Source organism: Corynebacterium marinum DSM 44953 (assembly GCF_000835165.1).
Lineage (GTDB): Bacteria > Actinomycetota > Actinomycetes > Mycobacteriales > Mycobacteriaceae > Corynebacterium > Corynebacterium marinum.
This window is the reverse complement of sequence record NZ_CP007790.1, coordinates 2,560,496-2,582,775: the sequence shown is the minus strand read 5'-3', so window position 1 is coordinate 2,582,775 and position 22,280 is coordinate 2,560,496. Positions and strand designations below refer to the sequence as shown.

Below are 22,280 nucleotides of genomic sequence, written 5' to 3'. Positions count from 1 at the left end.
AAACTTCTTGATGTCCCCAGCTTGCCAAGTCCCTTTCAGAATGGTGGCCGATCCTCGGTTTCTCCTATTTCTCCGGTCAGGGGAACGGACTCCCCCTGGCGCCTGGCTTGGGATTCGGCGCGGATCCTTTCCCGCCGCTTTCTGCTTCGCTGACTGACGGTCTGCAGCCATCTGCGCTCCTTGGGGGCCAGCGGGCCGGATGGCTCCGAAGTAGCCCATCGTCCATTCTCGAACAGCCAGACTTTCTCCCGGGTCTGCGGGTCGATGATGTAGCGGACTCGGCCATCAGTCTTGATGTTGTGGTGGTGTTGGCAGATGGCGGTGAGATTAGCCGGGGTGGTGAGGCCGCCGTCTTTGAAGTCGATCCGATGATCCATCTGGGAGCGGATTCCGTGGCATGCGCAGTCGGGGTATCCGCACCCTCCGTCCATCCCGACAACCACCGCCCGGATGTCTTCGGGCGTGGCGTAGGACGAGGAAACCTTGTCGCGAAGGGCATCCATGTCCTGAACTTTGCCGGCCTGTTCGGTGAGTTCATCGGCTGCCTCCGGGCTGATCCAGCCAACGCCCGAGATCCAGCCCGGGGCGTCGTCGACGTCATTGGCCCGGTAGACATTGAGGACCACGTCGGTCGAGCCCTCCCCGCGGATGAGTTCCTTGAACGCCTCCACCAGACTGATCTCCCGGGCGGCAGCGTGTTTACGTACCCGCTCATCGATTTCGTGGGCGGACACTGAGTCGGTCACGACGTCCACGTAGCCTTGGTTGCCGTCGATCCCGACGGAGAACCCCTCCCCCGCTTTCGGAGGTGCGTCGTCGGGTGAAACAGTGTTGTCGAGCGTGAGGATGATCGCGTTGAGTTTCCTGCGGATCGCTCCGGCGGAAGGAAGGTTCTGGTTCGGCCGGGTGGGGGTGAGGAAGGTGGTGAGGCCTTCGTCGATGATGCGCATATGTTCCGCGTTGGCGGCGTCCACTTTGCAGAGCACCGCGTCGATGGCCTTCAACCGGTTCAGATCGAGATGGAAGAGGCGTTCCTGGAGCGCCTTGAGCTCGGGCAGGTCGCGGAGGCGTTGATGTGCGAAGAGGGCGCTCTGGATGTGGCGTTCCCCGAATCCAGTGGAACTACGAATTGAGGCGAGGACAAGTTCGATGTCCTCCAGATCGTCAGGAAGAATGGATTGCCACATCTCGTAGTCGGCGCGACGTATCCGCGCGCCCTGGATGGCGGTGCGATCGGTGGTCGAGCAGACCGAGTAGAAGTTGGACGGGTACAGAAGTTCTCTGATTGCGCGGTCGACGACCGACTCCCCCATGACGTGCCTTCCCCTTAGGCTGTATGTTCGATTAACACGTTAGAACATCTGTCCTATCTGCGCAAGGGGTAGGCAGCACAATGCCCGCCCACGGAAAGTGGGCGGGCACCGGGGGAACCTAGCGTCGTACGGTCGCGGCTTTCATCGCAGAGACAAACTCGCCGAGTTCGGCTGCGAGGGCGGCCGGGTCGGTGACGCGGCCCGGGTCGGGGTGGACGCCTTCGACATGCCGGTCGATGATTTTCGTGATGGCTGACCCGGAGATCGCTCCGGCGGCGCCCGCTTCGATGGCGTCGGCGACGTGCTGCGGGGTGGAGATGCCGAAGCCCAAAAGGATCGGAGCGCCGCCGAAACGCTTCACGTTCTCCACGACCTCCTTCAATCCGGTGGTCTCCGACTCGCGTTCCGTGCCGGTAACGCCGTGGCGGGAGACGGCGTAGATGTAGCCCTTGGAGTGGGCGGCCACGCCCGCGAGGGTCTTCTCGGCGGCCTGGGCCGGAGCGATGAAGATCGGGTCGATGCCGGCGGTCTCGGCGGCGGCGGCGAAGGGCTCGCCTTCGCGCACGGGGACGTCGGGAAGCAGGATGGAGTCGGCTCCGGCCTCGGCGAATTCACGGTAGAATTTCTCGACGCCGCGGGTGAAGGGCACGTTGCCGTAGATCAGCAGGCCGATCGGCAGATCCGGGAACTCGTTCCGGATGGTGCGGATCTGCTCCAGCGCACCGTCCACGGTGGCGCCACCGTCGAGGGCGCGGATGTGCGACTTCTGGATCGTGGGTCCGTCAGCGACGGGATCGGAGAAGGGGACGCCGAGCTCGAGGGCGTCGGCACCCGCGCCGACGACGGTGCGGACGATCTCCAGGGCGTCGGCCGGGGTGGGGTCGCCCAACATGAGGAACGGGACGAATGCGCCCTCGTTCTTCTCGGCGAGTGCGGAGAAGAGCTTGTCGTAACGGGTCATGACTGCTGGACCTCCTTGGCCAGGACGAGCTCGGGGTTTTCCTCGAGGGTGCGGCGGACGTGGTCGACGTCCTTGTCGCCGCGGCCGGACAGGGAGACGAGGATGGTTGTGTTCTCGTCGTTCTCCTCCGCCAGCTTCGCGCGCTTGAGGGCGTAGGCCATGGCGTGGGACGACTCGAGGGCGGGGATGATGCCCTCGTAGAGGGAGAGCAGCTGGAAGGCCTCCAGTGCCTCGGCGTCGGTGATGCCGACGTAGGTGGCGCGGCCGGAGTCGTGGAGGTACGCGTGCTGCGGCCCCACGCCCGGGTAGTCGAGACCGGCGGAGATGGAGTAGGACTCCTCCACCTGACCGTCGGAGTTCCGCATGAGGTAGCTGCGGGCGCCGTGGAGGATGCCGATCTGGCCGTTGTTGATGGTGGCGCCGTGCTTGCCGGATTCGAGGCCCAGGCCGCCGGGTTCGGCTCCGACGAGCTCCACGCCCTCTTCGTCGATGAAGTCGGCGAACATGCCGATGGCGTTCGAACCGCCGCCGACGCAGGCGACGACGAGGTCCGGCAGCCCGCCGGTGCGCTCGATCATCTGCGCCTTGGCTTCCTCGGAGATGACGCGGTGGAATTCGCGCACGATCGTCGGGAAGGGGTGGGGGCCGGCGGCGGTGCCCAGGAGGTAGTGGGACTCGTGGAAGGTGGCGGTCCAGTCGCGCAGCGCTTCGTTGACGGCGTCTTTGAGGGTGCCGGAACCGGCGTCGACGGGGATGACCTTCGCGCCCATGAGCTTCATGCGGAAAACGTTGGGCTGCTGGCGTTCGACGTCCTTGGCGCCCATGTACACGACGCATTCGAGGCCGAGCAGCGAGCAGGCCAGCGCCGTGGCGGTGCCGTGCTGGCCGGCGCCCGTCTCGGCGATGATGCGGGTTTTGCCCATACGCTTGGCCAGCAGCGCTTGGCCGATGACCTGGTTGGTCTTGTGGGCGCCGCCGTGGACGAGATCCTCGCGCTTGAGGAAGATCCGCGCGTGACCCTTGCCCTGTCCGGCCAGCGGCAGGTTGGAGCACTCGGTCAGGGGGGTGGGGCGGCCGAGGTAGTCGCGGAGGTAGGTGGCCAGCTCCTCGCGGAAGGAGGGGTCGTTCTGCGCGTCGACGAAGGCCTGCTCGAGCTGGTCGAGTGCCGGGATGAGTGACTCGGGGACGAACTGTCCGCCGAATTCACCGAAGTAGGCGGGCAGGATGGTCGCCCCGCCGTCGCTTTGTGAGGTGCTTGTTGTCATGTCTGTCGATCCTATTGGTAGCTGAAGCTGCGGATGGTGGCGAATGCGCGGCGGATGGCGCCGGCGTCCTTGCGTCCGGCCCACTCCCCCGCCCCGGCGGGGTACTCCACGCCGGAGTTGAGGTCGAGACCGAGGCATCCGACCGTGAGTGCGTCGGCGATGTTGTCGGGTGAGAGTCCGCCGGCGAGCAGGCTTCGCTGCTTCGCTTCGGCGGGGACGTTGGCCCAGTCGAAGGTGGTGCCGGTGCCGCCTTCGCCGGAATCGAGGACGAGCTTGTCGACGTCGCCGGCGATCGCCATGGCGACCTCTCCGTCGACGGAGGTCATGGAGACCGCCCGCCAGACTTCGCAGCCCACCTCGGCCCGGACGGCGGCGATGAGGTTGCGTTCCGCTTCGACGGATCCCTGGTAAGGGGCGTGGATCTGCACCGCTACGACGCCGTCGAGAAGTAGTTCGGCGAAACCGGAGGCCCGGCGGGAGACCGCGACGTACTTCAGGCCCCGCTCCGCGGCGATGATCTGCTCGGCTGTTTCACGTGAAACATTGCGCGGGGAGGACTCGTCGAAGATGAGCCCGCCGTAGACCGCGCCCGCTGCTGCGGCGGCCTGGGCGGCCGTCGGTGAGGTCAGGCCGCACACCTTGTTGGGGCCGTACACGAGCTCGCGTGCGGCCAGGTCGACGTCCGGCTGGGAGGTCAGCTGGGAGCCGACGAGGAAACCGTTGGAGTGGCCGCCCAGGCGCCGGACGGTTTCCGCGTCGCGGATGCCGGATTCGGAGACCACGACGGCGTCGTCAGGTAGCAGGGCCGCCAGCCTGGCGGAGCGGTCAAGGTCGATGGAGAGGTCGTGGAGGTTGCGGTGGTTGATGCCGAAGATGTTCGCGCCGAGCCGCACGGCACGCTCCACCTCCTCCTCGTCGATGACCTCGGTGAGGATGTCGAGGTCGTAGCGGGCGGCGACGTCGGCGAGCGCGGCGTACTCCTCGTCAGACAGGACGGAGAGCATGAGCAGGATCGCGTCCGCGCCGAAGTAGCGGGCGGCGTGGATCTGGACCTCGTCGATGATGAAGTCTTTGCACAGCACCGGCAGGTGGGTGGAGGATGCGACGGTGGCCAGATGGTCGTAATCGCCGCCGAAACGGTCCGGCTCGCAGAGTACGGAGATGCCGCTGGCGTAACGGGAGTAGACGCGGGCGATCGCGCCCGGCTCGTAGTGCTCGCGGATCATGCCGAGCGAGGGGGACGAGGACTTGCACTCCATGATGAAGCGGTTGCCGCCGCGGCCGTCGGCACGCAGGTTGTCGTGCAGCGAGCGCGTCGACCTGGTCAGCGTGGCGGGGTCCACGTGGGCGATGCGAGCCCGGATCTCCTCGAGGTGGCCGCGGCGGCCCTCGACGATGCCCTCGAGGACGGTGGGGAGGTTGTCAGACGCCATAATCGGTCCCTTCGTGCTTGGCGAGCCAGTTGCGGACCGTGCCGTCCGCGATGAGCTTCTGCGCGAGCTCGGTGCCCTCGCGGAGCGAATCGACGCGTGAGTTGAGGTAGAACATCGCGCCGGCGTTGACGGCCACGGCGTCGCGGTGCGCGGCCGGGCCGGTGCCGTCGAAGAGCGCGCGCATGTGGCGGGCGTTCTCCTCGCCGTCGCCGCCGACGAGGTCGGCGAGCTCGTGCTTCTCGACGCCCAGTTCCTCCGGCGTCACCTCATAGGAGACGATCTCGCCGTTCGCCTTCAGCTCCCACACGGTGGTGGTGCCGTGGACGGCGATCTCGTCGGTCCCGGAGCCGTGGACGACCAGGGCGCGGGAGCGGCCGAGCTCGCGGAAGACCTCGGCGATCATCTGCCCCTGCGCCGGGTTGGCCACGCCCATGATCTGGAATTCGGGGCGCACCGGGGAGAGCAGCGGGCCGAGGACATTGAAGATGGTGGGGATCTTCAGCGCCTTGCGCACCGGCTGCGCGTGGGCGATGGCCGGGTTGTAGGCGGGGGCGAAGAGGAAGGTGAAGTTGGACGCCTCAAACTGGCGGACCGCGCGGTCCGGGTCGAGGTCCAGCGGAATGTTGAGGGCCTCGAGTACGTCGGCGGAACCGGACTTGGAGGACACGGAGCGGTTGCCGTGCTTGATCACCTTCAGTCCCCCGGCTGCTGCGACCAGGGAGGCGCCGGTGGTGATGTTGATGGTGTTGGCGCCGTCGCCGCCCGTGCCGGCGGTGTCCAGCACCCCCTTGCCGGGGACGGGGAAGGGGCGGCCGGCGTTGAGGAAGGCCTTGGCGGCCCCGGCGATGTCGGCGAAGGTTTCCCCGCGGGTGCGGATGGTCGCCAGCAGCGCGGCGATGTGGACGTCGTCGTACTCGCCGATGGTCATCGGGGTGAAGACCTCGACGGCCTCCTCCAGGGTGGGCGCCTTCTTGTCGAGGTACCTGATCAGCACCTGCAGCTTGTCGGGGTGGGTCATCGGCGGGAACCTTCCTTCTGGGAGACAGCGAGTAATTGTTCGACGCAGCGCGTCAGGATGATCGGGCCCGTAGGGCTGAGCACGCTCTCGGGGTGGAACTGCAGCCCGACCGCCATGCCGTCCTCGGTCTCGGCCGCCATGACGACATAGCCGATCCGGGTTTCCGTCGTCGCGAGCGAGCGCAGCCCCGCCGGAGCCTGGAGGCAGCCGAGAGAGTGGTAGCGGGCGACGGGCACGAGATGGCCGACGGCACCGGGCAGGTCGGCGTCGATCGCCAGTCCGGCGAAGACGGGATGGCCGACGCCGGCGTCGGTGAGCGTCATCGGCACGGAGACGCCGTGGACGGGGCCGCAGGGTTCGACGGTGCCGCCGTGGTGCTCGAGCAGCGCCTGGAATCCGAGGCAGATCCCCAGGACCGGGATCCGGCCGAGCACCCTGTCGAGGATGGCCATCATGTTGCCGGCGTCCGCGGGGTAACCGGGGCCGGGCGAGAGGCAGATGAGGTCGGGCTGCGCGGCGAGCACGTCGTCCACGCTGACCGTGTTGCGGAAGACAGTGCAGCGGTAGCCGGCCTCGGCGAACGCGTCGACGAGGTTGTAGACGAAGCTGTCGTGGTTGTCGATGAGGACAATGTGCGTCATCGGATGACCTCCAGGGTGGAATCCGCGGCGAGCGCGATGGCGTTGAGCACGGCGTAGGCCTTGTGCAGGGTCTCGTCGGCCTCGGCCTGCGGGTTGGAGTCGCGGACCACGCCCGCCCCCGCCTGGACGGAGGCGACCCCGTCCTGGACGAAGGCGGAGCGGATGACGATGCAGTTGTCCATGTCGCCGTTGCCGCGGAGGTAGCCGATGGCGCCGCCGTAGGATCCGCGGCGCTTCTTCTCGACGCCGCGCAGCAGCTCCATCGCCCGGATCTTCGGCGCCCCGGACAGGGTGCCCATGTTCATGCAGGCGCGGTAGGCGTCCAGCGCGTCGAGCGAGGGGTCGAGCGTGGCGGTGACGCGGGAGACGAGATGCATGACGCGGGAATACCGGTCTACCTGCAGCAGGTCCGCGACCCGGCGGGTGGCGGGCACTGCGACGCGGGCGAGATCGTTGCGGGCGAGGTCGACGAGCATGGTGTGCTCGGCGATCTCCTTGGCGTCGGTGCGCAGTTCGAGCTCCATGCGGATGTCCAGCTCGTCGTTGACGGAGCCGTCCGGGTTGAGGCCGCGGGGGCGGGTGCCGGCGATCGGGTAGAGCTGGACCTCGCGGGAGGCGGAGTCGAACTTGAGGTTGGACTCGGGCGAGGCGCCGAAGAGCTCGTAGGGGCGCCCGTTGGCGCCGACGCCCCGCTGGTAGAACATGTAGGGGCTGGGGTTGGTTTCGCGCAGCTGGCGGTACGCGGCGAAGGCGTCGGGGCAGGGCGCGGTGAAGGTGCGCGCCGGGACCACCTGGTAGATGTCGCCGTTGTAGATGTTTTCTTTCAGCGCCTCCACCTGCCCGCGGAACTGCTCGTCGGGGATGTCGGCGGTGACGGTGAGGACGTCCTCGGGGTGGTGCTCCGGCTCGTAGGAGTGCTCGGCGGTGTCGATGAGCGACGCGAGCTCGTCGAGCCGCGCCGCCAGGTCGTCCTCCGCGAGGGAGACCCCGGTCAGGTGCGCGGTCTGCGAGCCGTGGTTGATGGTGAGCACGATCTCGGCGAGCACGAACTGGTAGTCCGGGTAGGTGTTGCTCCCCTCCCCCACCGCGGGAAGGTCCTCGAAGGTCTCCAGGAAGTCGAAGGCGATGCCGCCGGCCAGCATCGGCAGGGTGTGCGTCGGATCCTGGTAGCCCGCATCGCGGGTCAGGGCGCGCAGCGGTTCGACGGGGCTGACGGCGGTGAGGCGCTCGCGCTCGTCGACGGCGTCGGTGCGCGGGAACCTGAAGGTACCGTGCCCGTAGTCGGCCAGCCGCTCGTTGAGCTTCTCGACGACCGCCTCCCCCGACGCCGTCAGCGGCACCGCCGTCACCGAGTGGCCGGTGCAGGTCAACCGGACCGAGGAGGTGAGGACTGCGACGGAGGAGATGCCCGACCTGGTGGTGATGTCGGCTGATTCCAGGAGCACGGAGTCCTGGGTGGTGGTGCCGCCGAGGTGGGCGAAGAGGCCGGAGGCGTCCGCGTGGTAGCGGACCTCGCGGGTGAGCACCACGGGAGGTGAACTGCTGTTCATCGGGTAATTCTACTTTCCTGGGGTTGTGGTTTCCCGCTGCCGGCCAGGTGTGTACCCGAAAAAGATACAAGGCCCGCAGCGCTTCCTGGGAAGCCGGCGGGCCTGGAACTGAAGTGAAACACGTGTGGCTCGCCGATTAAGCGCGCCACCACCACTGGGTGCTTCGAATGGAAGTCGAGTTGTTCACGTCACAAACGTTAATCCCCGGCACGCCGGGGCGCAACTTCTCGGGAGGGGGTATTCCCCCGTCTACTCCTGGTCGGCCTGCGAGGCGGCGCGGCGCAGGGCGTCGACGTCGACCTCGGGAGCGGGAGCGGGGGCTCCGCAGTTGCAGTTCTCGCCGCAGCCGCCTTCGGCGTGCTCCTCGGTGTCGAGAAGCGAGGCCACCCGGGCGCCGGCGTTGGCGCCGGCACCGACCGCGGCGACGGCGACGAATACCGCTGCCACCGGCAGGAGCCACATCCAACCGGTGGCGATGAGCGCGAGCAGTCCGCCGAAGAGCAGCGCCACCCCGCCGAAGGTCCAGATCGGGCCGGCGACGGCGTGCGAGGTGTCCCACGCCTCCTTCGATTTACGGACCTCCGGCACCCGAAGGCCGAAAACCGGGTTGCCCGGGAGCTTCTTGGCCCAGGAAAGTGCGCCGAACACGAGGAGTGCCGCGGCGAGGACAAGCAGGATCACACCGATGACGGTCATGTGGAGCAGTGTAGTCCGTGGGTGCTGGGGTAAATTCCGGGGTATGAACCTCAAGCGGCTCTCGCAATTTCTGTTGTTCCGGGTGCTGGTCGCCGTCATCCTCGGCATCATCGCCAGCTTCTTCTTCCCGGAGTGGCTGGCGCGGGTGTTCGCGACCTTCAACAGCCTGTTCGGCAACTTCCTCGGCTTTTTCGTTCCCGTCCTCATCTTCGCCCTGATCACGCCGGCCATCGCGGGCCTGGGCCGGGGCGCCGGGAAGTGGTTGGGTGCCACCACCGGCGTCGCGTACGCCTCCACGGTCCTGTCGGGCCTGCTCGCCTACGCGGTAGCGGCCGGCGCCTACCCGTGGCTGCTCGGCGGCCAGGCAGTGGACACGGACGTCTCCGACATCGGGGAAGGCGCCATCGCCCCGTACTTCCAGATCGAGATGCCCCCGCCCTTCGAGGTGATGACCGCGCTGCTGCTCGCCTTCTGCGTCGGCCTGGCCATGACCGCCGTGAAGTCGGACACCCTCCTGTCGGCGTCGCGGGACCTGGAACGCGTGATCATGAAGGTCATCAGCGCCTTCGTCATCCCGCTGCTGCCCCTGTTCATCTTCGGCATGTTCCTGACCACGGGCATGAACGGCAACCTCACCGACACCCTGGTGACCTTCGGCAAGGTGATCGTTCTGGCCATCGCGATGACGTTCGTCTTCCTGGCGTTCCAGTTCGGCGTCGCGGGTGCCGTCGCGAAGGTCAACCCCTTCGTCGCATTCAAGAACATGCTGCCCGCGTACGCCACGGCGCTGGGCACCTCGTCCTCGGCCGCGACCATCCCGGTCACCTACCAGGCCACGCTGAAGAACAGGGTCGACCAGGACGTCGCCGGCTTCGTCGTCCCGCTCTGCGCGACGATCCACCTGGCGGGCTCGATGATGAAGATCGTCCTGTTCGCCTTCGCCATCGTCCACATGTCCGACCTCGAGGTCTCCCCCGCCCTGGCCGTCGGCTTCATCCTCATGCTCGGCGTCACCATGATCGCCGCCCCGGGTGTGCCGGGCGGCGCGATCATGGCGGCCGTTGGCCTGCTGTCCTCCATGCTCGGATTCACCGACGAGCAGGTGGCCCTGATGATCGCCGCCTACATCGCCATCGACTCCTTCGGCACCGCCGCCAACGTCACCGGCGACGGCGCCATCGCACTGATCGTCGACCGCTTCGCCAAGGGCCGGATCACGCATGTGCGCGAGGTGGAGAAGACCGAGCCGGTCTAGCGTTCTTCGCGGCGGGAGCAGTCCGTGGGGCCGTCCCAGCTGGGGTAGAGGTCCATAACGTTATTTCCCACCGGGATCCGGAGGAGTTTCACCGACGTGAAGAACAACGGTGCGCACCTCGTGTTGGGAGTCGTCTGCAGATCGACGGCGGCGTCGTGGAAGCGTCCGATCTGCCCGGGGTCGTGGTTCCACACCCGGTGCACCTCGCCGTCCATCTCGAAGGTGAGCCAGTGTCCGTCGTGGCCCAGCACGCAGACCTTCTTGATCTCGCCGGGGATTTTCAGTGTGAGTCCGGCCTGGATCCAGTGGACGGCATGGCCGGGGCTGTAACCGGTGCATTCGTGTGTCATGGGAGTCGTCTCCTCGTGCTCGTATCTTCCCTCGGCGCGTGTTCGCGCGGGGGCCGATCTTCCCTCGGGGGCACCGTCCTACGAGTGGCGGTTGCCAGTCAGCCGGCCGGGGGGCCGTGTGGCTGAGCTTCTTGATCGTGGAGCCAGGATAACAAAACTTAGACCAAGCTGTCTAGTCGGTGTCGAGGGGGACGCCGGTGCGGTCTTGGAGGGAGGCGGCGGCGAGGAATCCGACGGCCGTCGCGACGCAGAGGTAGACGGTGACGCTGTACGTCGAGCCGGTGGACTGCACCAGCGCCGCGGCGATGGTCGGTGCGAAAGCGCCGCCGAGGATGGCGCCGAGGGCGTAGGTCAGCGAGGTGCCGGAGCCGCGGACAGGTGCCGGGAAGAGCTCCGCGTACATCGCCGCCTGCTGACCGTAGGTGAGCCCCAGCGCAGTGCCCAGCAGGAGCATCGCCGCCCATAGCCACGCGACTTCCCCCGTATTGACCAGAGGGAACAGCGCCGCCGCCGCGCCGAACTGGAACACGAAGCCGCCGAGGTAGGTCGCGCGCCGGCCGATCCGGTCCGACAGTGCGCCGGCGAGGACGGTGGAGAAGAGCCAGGCCACCGCCGCGCCCGTCACGGCCCACAGTACGACCCCGCGCTCCATCCCCAGCTGCGTGGAGCCGTAGCTCTGGATGTATCCGCCGGCGACCATGTAACCCACCGTGCCGTTGCCCGCGAACACCAGCGCCGCGACAAGCACCTTCCGCCAGTGGTCCCGCAGCAGCGACCTCAGCGGGCTGCGGCTCACGCCCCGCATGTTCTCGAACACGGGCGACTCATCGACCCCGCGGCGGATCCACCAGCCCACGAACATCAGCACGATGGACAGCAGGAAGGGCACACGCCAACCCCACTCGATGAACGCGTCCCCCGGCGCCATGACGTTCATGAGGGCCAGCATCCCCGAACTCAGCAGCAGCCCGGCGGGTGCGCCGGACTGCGGGCCGGCACCGAACAGGCCCCGCTTGTCGACGGGCGCGTGCTCCACCGCCAGCAGCACCGCCGAGCCCCACTCCCCTCCCGCGGAGATGCCCTGGATGATCCGGAAGAAGACGAGCAGCAGGGGCGCGGCGAGCCCGATCGAGTCGTAGGTGGGCAACAGCCCGATGGCGGTGGTCGCCCCGCCCATGGCGATCAGCGTCACCATGAGGACGATGCGGCGTCCCGACCGGTCCGAGAAGTGCCCCGCCAGCACGGCGCCCAACGGACGGAAGAGGAAGGACAGGCCGACGCTGAGGAAGGAGACGATCGTCGCCGGGCCTGCGTCCAACTGGCCGAACATCACCTGGTTGAACACCAGGCCGGCCACGGCGGCGTAGAGGAAGAAGTCGTACCACTCGATGGCGGTTCCGATGGTGGTGGCGGCCACGACGCGGCGGTTCTCCGCGGCAGTTCTCGGTCTGTCCATGTAACGGGAGGTTACCCTCTGGTTCTATGACGCATCTGGTTCTTATCGCCGCAGTTGATGAACTCTCCCCCGGCACCATCCGGGTGTTTCCGCGGGAGGACACCGGCCTGGGTGCTCCGCTGGCACTGGTGCGGGACCTGAACGGAGAGTTTCACGCCGTCGAGGACTCCTGCCCGCACGTCGGCGCCTCCTTCGGCCGTGGCGTGGTCCATCCCGACGCGGTCATCGAGTGCCCTCTCCATCACGGTCTGTGGTGTCTTCGGAGCGGGGATGCGGTGCGCTATCCCGCCCGGACTCCGGCGAAGATCCGCCGGGTCGAAGTGCGGGAGGGCGGGGTGTGGGTTTCGGCCGGAGGGTGAGGATGTGCACCGTCACCGCCGCCGCGATCAACGGCAGGATGATCGCCGGGACCATCCGGTCCGACCACGCCAGCAGGCCCGTCGACACCGCGATGCTCAACCACAGCATGCCGACGGTGCGCAGCTTGTGGGAGCGCGTCATCGTGTTGTTGTAGTAGTTCGAGATGTACTCCCCCAGCACCTTGTGGTTCACCAGGTAGCCGTGCAGGCGTTGCGAACTGCGGGCGAAGAGGAACGCGGAGAGCAGGAGAAAAGGGGTGGTCGGCAGCACCGGCAGGAAGATGCCCAGCACACCGAGGGCCAGGCTGATGACGCCGACAACGATAAACAGCAGCCTGATCATGCGCTCCATCCTAGGATCAGGTCATGGAATACAAAGTGGTGGAGGTCCGTGAAGGACTCATCGGCGGCAAGCTCTCCGGCCAGAAGCTGGAGAACATCCTCAACGAGCATGCCCGGAAGGGCTGGCGTTACAAGTCCATGACCTCGGTGGAGGTGAAGGGCAGGGTCGGTCCGGGCGGGGTGGACGGCCTGGTGATCGTCTTCGAGAAGGACTGAGCCCTTCTGCAACAGCTCGACCGCGGCGGACAAAAACCGGACCATAATTAACGTGTTCCTAATGGGTAGCTACGTTATTGTGGATGAAATGATTCGCGGGCAAAACTGATGAGGGGAGACTGGGATGAGAGGCGATCCACGGCGCTTCGCGCTCACCGGTTTCGCCCTCCTCCTCGTGCTGGGCATCGCGGTGGAGATCGCGGCCGCACGGTACTTCTCGCCCCCCTACAACTGGATCAGCAACACCGTCAGCGACCTCGGGGTGACCACCTGCACCACGATCAACCACTACTACCGCGCCATCCAGGTGTGCTCCCCCGCCCATCAGTGGGTCAACGCCAGCACGGCCGTCAGCGGACTCGCGATGATCGGGCTGGCGACCGTCCGGGCCCGCACCGCCGGCTTCGACCGCTTCGCCGGTCTGTTGTGGGTGGCGGCCGGGGCGAGCACCCTGGCGAGCGCGCTCATCCCCGCGGACATCAGCATGGAGCAGCACACATTCGTCTCGCTGCCGCAGCTTTTCGCCGTACCCATGGCCGTCTTCAGTAGCGCGATGCAGTTCCGCGGCGTGGTTTCCCGCGCCGGCCAGGCCATCGGTGTGGTGGGCCTGGTGGCCGGCCTGTGGCTGATCTTCGACTTCCAGGCCCTCGAATACTCCGGCGTGCTGGAGCGGGTGATCCTCTGGCCGGCGTACCTGTGGGCCGTGTTCGCGGCGGTCCTCGGCCGGCGCCGGAAGTTGACGCACGCCTGAGGGGGGCGCGACGGAACCCCGGCCCGCGCCCCATCCCGGGCCGGTTCCCCGCCACCGATTAGACTGGTCGACCATGAGCACTCCGAACGACGGCACCGCATCGACCCCCGCGTTCCGTTACACCCCGCAGCTGGCCAACGAGATCGAACGTAGTTGGCAGAAGTACTGGGTGGACAACGGCACGTTCAACGCCCCGAACCCGGTGGGCGACCTCGCCACCGACCAGCCCCTGCCGGAGGACAAGCTCTTCGTCCAGGACATGTTCCCCTACCCCTCGGGCGCCGGCCTGCACGTCGGCCACCCGCTGGGCTACATCGCCACGGACGTCTACGCCCGCTACAACCGCATGCTGGGCAGGAACGTCCTGCACACCCTGGGCTACGACTCCTTCGGCCTGCCGGCCGAGCAGTACGCCATCCAGACGGGCACGCACCCGCGCACGACGACGATGGCGAACATCGAGAACATGCGCCGCCAGCTGGACGCCCTGGGCCTGGGGCATGACCGCCGCCGCTCCGTCGCCACGACAGATCCGGAGTTCTACCGCTGGACCCAGTGGATCTTCCTGCAGATCTACAACTCCTGGTTCGACGGGGAGCAGCAGAAGGCCCGCCCGATCGACGAGCTGATCGCACAGTTGGAGGCCGGGACCCGCACCACGAAGGACGGTTCGGACTACCGGGAGCTCTCGGACATCGGGAAGCAGCAGGCCGTCGACGAGTTCCGCCTGGTCTACCGGTCGAACTCCATGGTCAACTGGTGCCCCGGTCTGGGTACCGTGCTGGCGAACGAGGAGGTCACCTCCGACGGCCGTTCGGAGCGCGGCAACTTCCCGGTCTTCCGCAAGAACCTGTCCCAGTGGATGATGCGCATCACCGCCTACTCGGACCGCCTCATCGACGACCTGGAGCTGCTCGACTGGCCCGAGAAGGTCAAGTCCATGCAGCGCAACTGGATCGGGCGTTCCCGCGGCGCCGAGGTGGACTTCAGCGCGCTGGGCCGCACGATCCGCGTGTTCACCACCCGCCCGGACACCCTGTTCGGCGCCTCCTACATGGTGCTCGCGCCCGAGCACGAGCTCGTCGACGAGCTGGTGGCGGCCGGCACGGGGAGCTACGAGGGCGTCGACAAGCAGTGGACCTACGGCGCCGCCACCCCGGCGGAGGCCGTCGAGGCCTACCGCGCCTCGATCGCCGCGAAGTCCGACATCGAGCGCCAGGAGAACAAGGAGAAGACCGGCGTGTTCCTGGGCGTGCACGCCACGAACCCGGTCAACGGGGCGCAGATCCCGGTCTTCATCGCCGACTACGTCCTCACGGGCTACGGCACCGGCGCCATCATGGCCGTCCCCGCCCACGATGAGCGCGACTACGAATTCGCCACCGTCTTCGGCCTGCCCATCATCGAGGTCGTCTCCGGCGGCGACATCGGCGAGGCGGCCTGGACCGGCGACGGCACCCTGGTCAACTCCGCAAACACGCAGGGTCTGGACATCAACGGCCTGAACAAGGCAGAAGCCATCGAGCGCACCATCGCCTGGCTCGTCGCGGAGGGCCGCGGCACGGAGAAGATCCAGTACAAGCTGCGCGACTGGCTGTTCGCCCGGCAGCGCTACTGGGGCGAGCCCTTCCCGGTCGTCTACGACGAGCAGGGCCTGGCCCACGCCCTGCCGGATTCCATGCTGCCGGTCGAGCTGCCCGAGGTGGCCGACTACCAGCCGGTGTCCTTCGACCCGGAGGACGCGGACTCCGAACCGCAGCCCCCGCTCGCCAAGGCGAAGGAATGGGTTGAGGTCGAACTCGACCTGGGCGACGGCCCGAAGACCTACTTCCGCGACACCAACGTCATGCCGCAGTGGGCGGGTTCCTCCTGGTACCAGCTGCGCTACGTCGACCCGAACAACTCCGAGAAGTTCGTCGACCTGGAGAACGAACGCTACTGGACCGGCCCCCGGTTCGACGGCGACTGCGGCGGCGTCGACCTATATGTCGGCGGCGTCGAGCACGCCGTGCTGCACCTGCTCTACGCACGTTTCTGGCACAAGGTCCTCTTCGACCTGGGCCACGTCTCCTCCGTCGAGCCCTACCGCCGCCTGTACAACCAGGGCTACATCCAGGCCTACGCCTACACCGACGCCCGCGGCGTCTACGTCCCGGCCGAGGAGGTCGAGGAGAAGGACGGGAAGTTCTTCTGGCAGGGCGAGGAGGTCAACCAGGAGTACGGCAAGATGGGCAAGTCCCTGAAGAACGCCGTCGCCCCCGACGACATCTGCGACAACTACGGCGCGGACACCCTGCGCGTCTACGAGATGTCCATGGGGCCGCTCGACACCTCCCGCCCCTGGGCGACGAAGGACGTCGTGGGAGCGCAGCGTTTCCTGCAGCGCCTGTGGCGCCTGGTCGTCGACGAGGAGACCGGCGACGTGCTCACCGGGGATCTCCCGCTCACCGACGAGGACAACAAGCAGCTGCACCGCACCGTCGAGGGCGTGCGCGAAGACTACGCCAACCTGCGCGTGAACACCGTCGTGGCCAAGCTCATCGAGTACGTCAACTACCTGACCAAGACGTACCCGGGAGCCGTGCCGGCGGCCGCCGTCGAGCCCCTGATCGTCATGACCGCCCCCGTCGCCCCGCACATCGCGGAGGAGCTGTGGAAGCGGCTCGGCCACACCGGCACCGTGACATTCGTCGACTTCCCCACCGTCGACGAAAAGTGGCTGGTCGACGACGAGATCGAGCTGCCCGTCCAGATCAACGGCAAGGTCCGCGCCCGCGTCAACGTGCCTGCCGACGCGGACCAGGACACGATCATCGCCCGCGCGCTGGAGGAGCCGAACGTGGCCGCCCACCTCGAGGGCAAGAACCTGATCAAGCAGATCGTCGTGCCGGGACGTATGGTCAACCTCGTGGTGAAGTAGAGCCATGGGAAAGACGGTGCCGGAACGTGTAGCGGCCGTTGTCGCCGAGCACACCCGCACCGTCTTCGGCCTCATGGGCAACGGCAACGCCTGGTTCATCCACGCGCTCGCCGAGCGCGGCGTGGAGATCATCCCGGTCCGCCACGAGGCCGCCGCCGTCGCCGCCGCGGACGCCCACCACCGGACGACGCGTCGCCTGGCCGTCGCGACGACCACCTACGGCCCGGGTTTCAGCAACGCGCTCACCCCGCTCATCGACGCCGCCCTCAACCGCTCCCCCCTCCTCCTCGTCGCGGGGGCGGACGACGCGGTCGACCAGGCGGCCCTGGCCGGGGCCAGCGGCGTGCAGGTGTTCACCGCGGGCCCGGACGCGGCCGGGGAGACCCGCCGCGCCCTGGAGACCGCCCTGCGGGAGTCGGCGCCGGTGGTGCTGTTCCTGCCTTCCGGCCCGGAGGAGCCGCCCGCCGACCCGGCCGAGGTCTCCCGCCTGCTTTCCGACGCCCGCCGTCCCCTCGTCCTCGCCGGCCGCGGTGCCGTGGGCGCGCGGGCGGAGGTCGTCTCCCTCGCGGAGGCCCTGGGGGCGGACGTGGCCACCACCGCCCCCGCCAAGGGCTTCTTCCGCGGCGCCCGGGGAGTGCGCGACCTGGGGATCTGCGGCGGTTTCGCGTTCCCGGAGGCCGCCGCGGAGATCCGTGCCGCGGACGTGGTGCTCGTCGTCGGGGCCTCGCTCAACCCCTTCACCGCCGACCACGGCCGGGCCTTCGGGCCGGACGCGTGCGTCGTCCAGATCGACCGCCACTCCCCCACCTCCCCGCGGGTGGACGCCTTCCTGCGCGGCGATGCGTCCGACGTGCTCCCGGTGTTGGCGTGCCGGGGCGTCGCGGAGCGGAGTGCGCCGCTGCGCACCGGCCACGCACCCGGCGAGGAGCTCGCCCCTGACGGGCGGTTGGACCCGCGGGGCCTGTTCGGCCGGCTCAACGAGGTGCTGCCGCAGGAGCGCGTGGTGGTCACCGACGGCGGCCACTTCATCGCGTGGCCGTGCATGTACCTCGACGTGCCGGGGCCGGACCACCTGGTGCTCGTGGGCACCGCATTCGAATCGATCGGCCTGGGTTTCGGCTCGGCGGTCGGCGTCGTCGAAGCCGCCGGCGAGAGACTGACCGTGCTGGTCACCGGCGACGGCGGCGGGCTCATGGCCCTCGCCGACGCCGAGTCCGTCATCCGCCGCGTCCACGCCACCGGCGGGCGGTGCGTGATCGTGGTGGTCAACGACGCCGCGTACGGCGCCGAGGTCCACCAGTACGGGGCCCGGGGCGTGACGCAGACGCCGATGCTCATCCCCGAGGTGGACTTCGCTTCCCTGTTGGGCGTGTTCGGCGCCCGCGGCACCGTGGTCCGCACGTGGCGGGACCTCGACGAGGCGTCCGAGTGGCTGACGGCGGGGGGAACGGGCACCTGGGTGCTCGACTGCCGGGTCTCCCGCGGGGTGGTCGCCCCGTTCCTGTCCGGAAAGTGACGCCGATCACCTGTGGAGCGTCGCGCGACGTTCTACATTCGACGTGTGAGCAGATTCCGCGGCGCCCTCAGTACCCTGGCCGCCGTCGTCCTCGTCGTGGCCGGTGCGCCGGGCGCGGGCGCGGCGTCCTCCGGGTCAGTGATCGACCCGGTCTTCAACGACGCCTCCTGCGTCCCCTCCCCCGCCCACCCGAACCCGGTGGTCTACCTGCACGGCACCGGCAGCGACTCGACGGGCTTCGCCGGCACCGCCGGTTTCCTGCGTGAGCGCGGATTCTGCGTCTGGACCCTCCACCACGGCTCCGACGGGACCACCCTCTCGGGCCTGACGCACGCGACCGCCTCCGCGCTCGACGCCGACCCCGGTTCCTCGCAGCGGATGCTCGGCGCCTCCACCCTCGAGCAGCGCCAGGACTCCGAGTTCATCGCCTGGCTCTCCGGGGTTCCGGACACCACGCCCGGGGTCGTCTACACCACCCTGTACACGCCCTCGGACGCCGTCGCGACCCCCAGCAGCACCTCCATGCTCGAGGCCGTCGGCGGAGCGGACGTGGCGAACGTCGACGTCGAGGCAACCTGCGGGCGGACGTTCAGCCACTACGACCTGCCCGGTGACCCCGGGGCCGCGCACCTCATCCACTGGGGGTTGACCCGCGGGCCGGGGGATGTGGTCGCGACCGGGGAGGACTGCGGGGCCTGAACGGATTTGAATTGGCGTCCGCCATGGTGGGTGTGCGCCAGCATCGGTCATGCGTTTTTTCGTGCCCTCCGAGGTGTCCCGGGGAGGAGGAAGCCGCATCTTGCGGGGGGCCGAAGTGGACAGTCCTTCCCCGAGACTGACAGGGAGCTCTGATCACGCGCAGGTACCCTGGCTCCGATGAAAACGAGGACTGATATCCCGCGCTCCCTGTGGCCCCGGGTGGTCTACCTGGCGGCCGCGGGACTGGTGGCCGCGACCGTGGCTTCCCTGACCCTGCTCAAGAGCAGTTTCTCCGTCGGCGGACTGTGGAACGCGCAGGCGCACAACCGGCGCAGCGTGGACCTGGTCCCCTTCAACGGCTTCGTGGACGCGCCGGTCTGGTACGGGCCGGTGGTCAACACCCTGGGGAACCTGGCGCTGTTCGTGCCCGTCGGCTTCCTGGCGGTGCTGCTCTGGCGCACCTTCACCCGGCCGGACCCCTCCCGCCCGGCCTGACGCCGCCGCGGCGTGCTCTGGGCGACCTGCGCGGGAGCCGTACTGAGCCTGGGGATCGAGGTGGCCCAGTTCGTGTTCGCCCGCGGGTACACGGACGTGGATGATCTCCTCCTCAACACCCTCGGTGCGACGCTCGGCGGGTGGGCCGCGGTTCGGTTGCGGCCCGAACTGCGGCGTTACGCCCTGGGAGTCTTCTGCGCGGGCAGCATCGTGGTCCTGGTGATGATGGCCGCAGGCGCGGCCTCCGCGGGGAGCATGGGGAACTGACACGACGGCCCCGGTGACTATGACCCGGGTCACCGCCTTTCCGGGTACCCTGGACTCGACTGTCCACAGAGGGAGAACCACATGTCCGTCGTCGATGACAAGGCACGCCAGTTGCTCGAGAAGGCGCGCGACGCCGAGAACGGCCGCGCGGCGAAGATACTGGTCAACGACGGTCCGCTTCGGCAGACCGTCATCGCCCTGCGGGAGGGCGTCATGCTCCAGGAGCACAACTCCCCGCCCGCGGCCTCGCTGTTCCTGTTCGCCGGCCGGGTGACGGTCAAGGGGCAGGAGGAGGAGACCGTCGGCGAGGGCGAGCTGGTCACGCTGACCCACCAGCGGCACTCGGTCACCGCGCTCGAGGACTCGGTGTTCCTGTTGACCACGGTCACCAGCGTGGCGGGGCAGGGCTCCCACGACGGGCACTAGATCAGGCGTCTCTCCCGGGCCGCGGTGATGGCCGCGGTGCGGTTCTCCACACCGAGTTTCTGGTAGATGTGCACCAGGTGCGTCTTCACCGTGGCCTCGGAGATGAACAGCCGCTTCGCCAGCTCCCGGTTGCCTGCGCCGGTCGCCAGGGCCCGCAGGATCTCGATCTCCCGGGGGGAGAGCGCCTCGGCGGGCCTGCTCACCCGTTCCGCCAGGCTCGCGGCGACCTCCGGGGAGAGGGTGCGGCGGCCGGCGGCGGTGGCCACGACGGCGTCGTGAAGCGCCTGCTCGGGGGCGTCCTTGAGCAGGTAGCCGAGCGCGCCGGCCTCGACTGCGGCGACGATGTCCGCCTGCGTGTCGTAGGTGGTGAGGACGAGCACGGGGGGACCGTCGGCCGCGCGGAGGCGGCGGGTGGCGGTGATGCCGTCCATGCCGGGCATCTGGATGTCGCAGACGATGACGTCCACCTCCGCCCTGGTCGCCTCGAGGGCGTCGGCGCCGTCAGCGCCTTCGGCGACGACGTCGACGTCCTCGAAGCCGTTGAGGATGGCGCGCAGGCCGGCGCGGACGACGGGGTGGTCGTCGATGAGCATGACACGGATCACGGCAGTTCCTTCGCGGAGGTCAGGGGTATCGAGACGACCACAGTGGTGCCGTCCCCGGTGAGGACGTCCAGATCCCCGTGGACGGCGGCCACGCGTGCCTCCAGGCCGCGCAGCCCGTACCCGTATTCTCCGTCAAAGCCCTCGCCGTCGTCGACCACGTCCAGGGTGACCGTGTCCTCCCACACCGCGAAGGTCACCACCGCCATCCCGGCGCGGGCGTGCCGGACCACGTTCGTCAACGCCTCCTGGGCCGCCCGCACGATCACCCGGGCCACCGGCTCAGGCAGCGCGCGGCCGGTGTCCCCCGCCAGCTGCAGGGAGATCTCCACCGGCTCGCCGAGCGCCCCCTGCCGGGCGCGCACGCGGTCGATCACGCCGCGCAACGCGTCGGGGACCGACTCCCCCAGCGCGGGCGACGCGAGGTCGCGGACGAAACGGCGGGCCTCCGCCAGGTTCTCCGCCGCGACCTCACCGATGGTGCCCAGCTGCTCGCCGGCCGTGGCCGCGTCGCCCCGGGACAGGCTGGCCTGCGCCGCCCGGGAGACCAGCAGAATTGAGCTGAGGCCCTGCGCCACGGTGTCGTGGATCTCCCGGGACAGGCGTTCACGCTCCTCCATCCGGCCGGCCTCGTGTTCGGTGGCCGCCAGTTCCGCGCGGGTGGCCCGCAGCTGCTGGGCGACCCGGCGGTGTCGGGCGGCCTCGGAATGCAGCGTGCGGTAGACGAAGAAGATCGCCACCGCGACCACCGTGCCGATCGCCGGGCCCAGCGCCGACCCCGTGCTCCAGCCCTCGGGGTGCAGGAGGAGGGGGACGAAAGCCGCGATCGCCCACAGCACCGCCACCGACGTCAGGCCGGCCCACCGGGGCAGGACCTGCAGGGCGAGCAGGGCGAGCGGGAAGAGCACCCACACGAAGTGCGCCGACACCGCCACCAGCCCGCACCACAGCACGACGACCACCGCCAGCCACGCCGGCGCGAACCTGGCCGGGGACCGGACCGTGCCCACCAGGTAGGTCCCGGCCAGGGCCGCGACCAGGGGAAGAGCCGGGGAATCGCCCAGGCGCGCCGGGTCGGCCGCCGCGTAGCGGAACAGGCCCAGCAGCAGGAGGAGGGCGAAGGTCAGGTGCAGCCCGGCACGCAGGTAGACGAGGATGCGCGTCAACGGGTCCAGGGTGCGGGGGCGGCTGAGATGGCTCACGTTCTCCGACGGTAGCGCGGTCCTCCCCTACCCCGCGGCCCCGCACAGCAGAACCTGGTCCACGAGTTCCTCGGGCGCTCCCGCGGAGCGCAGGGTCTGCTCGTCGTAGCAGGGGTACTCCGTGACCGGGGAACGCCCGTCGGCGGGGTGGGTCCGCCACTGGCCGTCCTCGAAGCGGAAGAGCAGCACGTGATCGGTCTGCCACTGCCCCGCCCGCGCCCAGGAGCCGTCGCAGAACAGCACCCCGGGGTCGGTGAACTCCCCCAGGAACGCCGTGCGGTCGCAGTCCCCGGAGGCGGGGTCCGCCGTGGTCGCCGCAGAAGTCGCCGTAGAGGTCTCGGTGGTGGCCTCGGTCGTCCCTTCGGCCATTGACGTCGTGGTCGGTGCGGCCGGGGAGCCGGTGACCGTCCGGGTGATGGTCGCGGTCGCCGTCACCGTCGTCTCCCCCGTCCCGTCGGCGCCGGTGCAGGCGCCGAGCGCGAGGGCCGTTCCCGCGACGAGCAGCGTCATCAGATGTCGGGGTCGCCGGTTGTCCACGGAGTCCTCC

21 protein-coding genes, 2 pseudogenes and 1 riboswitch are annotated in these 22,280 nt (G+C 68.7%); of the genes and pseudogenes, 9 read left to right on the top strand and 14 right to left on the bottom strand.

The annotated features are described in order from the left end of the window. Window positions 1-35 precede the first annotated feature (35 nt). The 8 genes from B840_RS12165 to B840_RS12130 form a co-directional block, all read right to left on the bottom strand. Window positions 36-1,313, bottom strand: coding sequence for an HNH endonuclease signature motif containing protein (locus B840_RS12165; protein ID WP_042622359.1), 1,278 nt, complete (start codon window positions 1,311-1,313; stop codon window positions 36-38). A 118-nt stretch (window positions 1,314-1,431) separates the two neighbouring features. Next, a complete protein-coding gene (gene trpA / locus B840_RS12160) occupies window positions 1,432-2,274 on the bottom strand; it encodes a tryptophan synthase subunit alpha (protein WP_042622358.1) in 843 nt (280 codons plus the stop codon). After that, a complete protein-coding gene (trpB, locus tag B840_RS12155; protein WP_042622357.1) occupies window positions 2,271-3,539 on the bottom strand; it encodes a tryptophan synthase subunit beta in 1,269 nt (422 codons plus the stop codon). Before trpB ends, trpA begins: the two co-directional genes overlap by 4 nt. A gap of 11 nt (window positions 3,540-3,550) precedes the next feature. Then, entirely contained in the window at window positions 3,551-4,972 is a 1,422-nt protein-coding gene (trpCF, locus tag B840_RS12150; protein ID WP_042622356.1) for a bifunctional indole-3-glycerol-phosphate synthase TrpC/phosphoribosylanthranilate isomerase TrpF, read from the bottom strand. Then, window positions 4,962-5,990, bottom strand: a complete 1,029-nt coding sequence (trpD, locus tag B840_RS12145; protein WP_042622355.1) for an anthranilate phosphoribosyltransferase — start codon at window positions 5,988-5,990, stop codon at window positions 4,962-4,964. The genes trpCF and trpD overlap by 11 nt, the downstream gene beginning before the upstream one ends. Continuing rightward, complete coding sequence (locus B840_RS12140; protein ID WP_042622354.1) at window positions 5,987-6,631, bottom strand: anthranilate synthase component II; 645 nt, start codon at window positions 6,629-6,631, stop codon at window positions 5,987-5,989. Before B840_RS12140 ends, trpD begins: the two co-directional genes overlap by 4 nt. Further along, window positions 6,628-8,181, bottom strand: a complete 1,554-nt coding sequence (locus B840_RS12135) for an anthranilate synthase component 1 (RefSeq protein ID WP_042622353.1) — start codon at window positions 8,179-8,181, stop codon at window positions 6,628-6,630. The genes B840_RS12140 and B840_RS12135 overlap by 4 nt, the downstream gene beginning before the upstream one ends. 249 nt (window positions 8,182-8,430) lie before the next feature. Then, window positions 8,431-8,877: an SdpI family protein gene (locus B840_RS12130; RefSeq protein ID WP_042622352.1), complete on the bottom strand. Its 447-nt coding sequence runs from the start codon at window positions 8,875-8,877 to the stop codon at window positions 8,431-8,433. A gap of 43 nt (window positions 8,878-8,920) precedes the next feature. On the opposite strand from B840_RS12130, the gene B840_RS12125 reads away from it, so the two are divergent. Further along, complete coding sequence (locus B840_RS12125) at window positions 8,921-10,132, top strand: dicarboxylate/amino acid:cation symporter (RefSeq protein ID WP_042622351.1); 1,212 nt, start codon at window positions 8,921-8,923, stop codon at window positions 10,130-10,132. Here B840_RS12125 and B840_RS12120 read toward each other — a convergent pair. Together B840_RS12120 and B840_RS12115 are read right to left on the bottom strand one after the other, a co-directional pair. Then, on the bottom strand, window positions 10,129-10,482 hold the full coding sequence (locus B840_RS12120; protein WP_042622350.1) for a hypothetical protein: 354 nt from the start codon (window positions 10,480-10,482) through the stop codon (window positions 10,129-10,131). The genes B840_RS12125 and B840_RS12120 overlap by 4 nt on opposite strands. Window positions 10,483-10,499: 17 nt before the next feature. Beyond that, a riboswitch (SAM riboswitch) is annotated at window positions 10,500-10,619 on the bottom strand. A 35-nt stretch (window positions 10,620-10,654) separates the two neighbouring features. Further along, window positions 10,655-11,938 (bottom strand): MFS transporter, encoded by a 1,284-nt coding sequence (locus tag B840_RS12115; protein ID WP_042622349.1) that lies wholly within the window; start codon window positions 11,936-11,938, stop codon window positions 10,655-10,657. A 26-nt stretch (window positions 11,939-11,964) separates the two neighbouring features. On the opposite strand from B840_RS12115, the pseudogene B840_RS14080 reads away from it, so the two are divergent. Further along, window positions 11,965-12,177, top strand: a pseudogene (locus tag B840_RS14080) (Rieske (2Fe-2S) protein); the annotation flags it as partial. Here B840_RS14080 and B840_RS12105 read toward each other — a convergent pair. Further along, window positions 12,161-12,640, bottom strand: a complete 480-nt coding sequence (locus tag B840_RS12105) for a YbaN family protein (RefSeq protein ID WP_042622347.1) — start codon at window positions 12,638-12,640, stop codon at window positions 12,161-12,163. The pseudogene B840_RS14080 and the gene B840_RS12105 sit on opposite strands and share 17 nt — an antisense overlap. Before the next feature lie 23 nt (window positions 12,641-12,663). Between B840_RS12105 and B840_RS12100 the strand changes: the two genes are divergently transcribed. The 7 genes and pseudogenes from B840_RS12100 (at window position 12,664) to B840_RS12070 (ending at window position 19,929) form a co-directional block, all read left to right on the top strand. After that, entirely contained in the window at window positions 12,664-12,855 is a 192-nt protein-coding gene (locus B840_RS12100; RefSeq protein WP_042622346.1) for a DUF4177 domain-containing protein, read from the top strand. A 124-nt stretch (window positions 12,856-12,979) separates the two neighbouring features. Beyond that, the gene (locus tag B840_RS12095; protein ID WP_042622345.1) at window positions 12,980-13,606 is read left to right on the top strand and encodes a DUF998 domain-containing protein; all 627 of its coding nucleotides are present in this window, start codon (window positions 12,980-12,982) and stop codon (window positions 13,604-13,606) included. 73 nt (window positions 13,607-13,679) lie between these two features. After that, entirely contained in the window at window positions 13,680-16,526 is a 2,847-nt protein-coding gene (gene leuS / locus B840_RS12090; RefSeq protein ID WP_042622344.1) for a leucine--tRNA ligase, read from the top strand. A gap of 16 nt (window positions 16,527-16,542) precedes the next feature. Next, window positions 16,543-18,042 carry a thiamine pyrophosphate-binding protein gene (locus tag B840_RS12085; RefSeq protein ID WP_244878195.1) on the top strand — a complete coding sequence of 500 codons (1,500 nt, stop codon included), beginning with the start codon at window positions 16,543-16,545 and terminating at the stop codon, window positions 18,040-18,042. 45 nt (window positions 18,043-18,087) lie between these two features. Then, the gene (locus tag B840_RS12980; protein ID WP_052491198.1) at window positions 18,088-18,741 is read left to right on the top strand and encodes an esterase/lipase family protein; all 654 of its coding nucleotides are present in this window, start codon (window positions 18,088-18,090) and stop codon (window positions 18,739-18,741) included. 177 nt (window positions 18,742-18,918) lie between these two features. After that, window positions 18,919-19,503, top strand: a pseudogene (locus B840_RS14085) (VanZ family protein). Window positions 19,504-19,584: 81 nt separating this feature from the next. Continuing rightward, entirely contained in the window at window positions 19,585-19,929 is a 345-nt protein-coding gene (locus B840_RS12070) for a cupin domain-containing protein (RefSeq protein ID WP_042622342.1), read from the top strand. On the opposite strand, the gene B840_RS12065 is transcribed toward B840_RS12070, so the two are convergent. The 3 genes from B840_RS12065 to B840_RS12055 are packed head-to-tail and all read right to left on the bottom strand — an operon-like array spanning window position 19,926 to window position 22,243. Further along, the gene (locus tag B840_RS12065) at window positions 19,926-20,534 is read right to left on the bottom strand and encodes a response regulator (RefSeq protein WP_042622341.1); all 609 of its coding nucleotides are present in this window, start codon (window positions 20,532-20,534) and stop codon (window positions 19,926-19,928) included. The two genes, B840_RS12070 and B840_RS12065, sit on opposite strands and share 4 nt — an antisense overlap. Next, window positions 20,531-21,733, bottom strand: coding sequence for a sensor histidine kinase (locus B840_RS12060; RefSeq protein ID WP_052491195.1), 1,203 nt, complete (start codon window positions 21,731-21,733; stop codon window positions 20,531-20,533). Before B840_RS12060 ends, B840_RS12065 begins: the two co-directional genes overlap by 4 nt. Window positions 21,734-21,760: 27 nt before the next feature. Then, the gene (locus B840_RS12055) at window positions 21,761-22,243 is read right to left on the bottom strand and encodes a hypothetical protein (protein WP_169745283.1); all 483 of its coding nucleotides are present in this window, start codon (window positions 22,241-22,243) and stop codon (window positions 21,761-21,763) included. Between the last annotated feature and the right edge of the window lie 37 nt (window positions 22,244-22,280).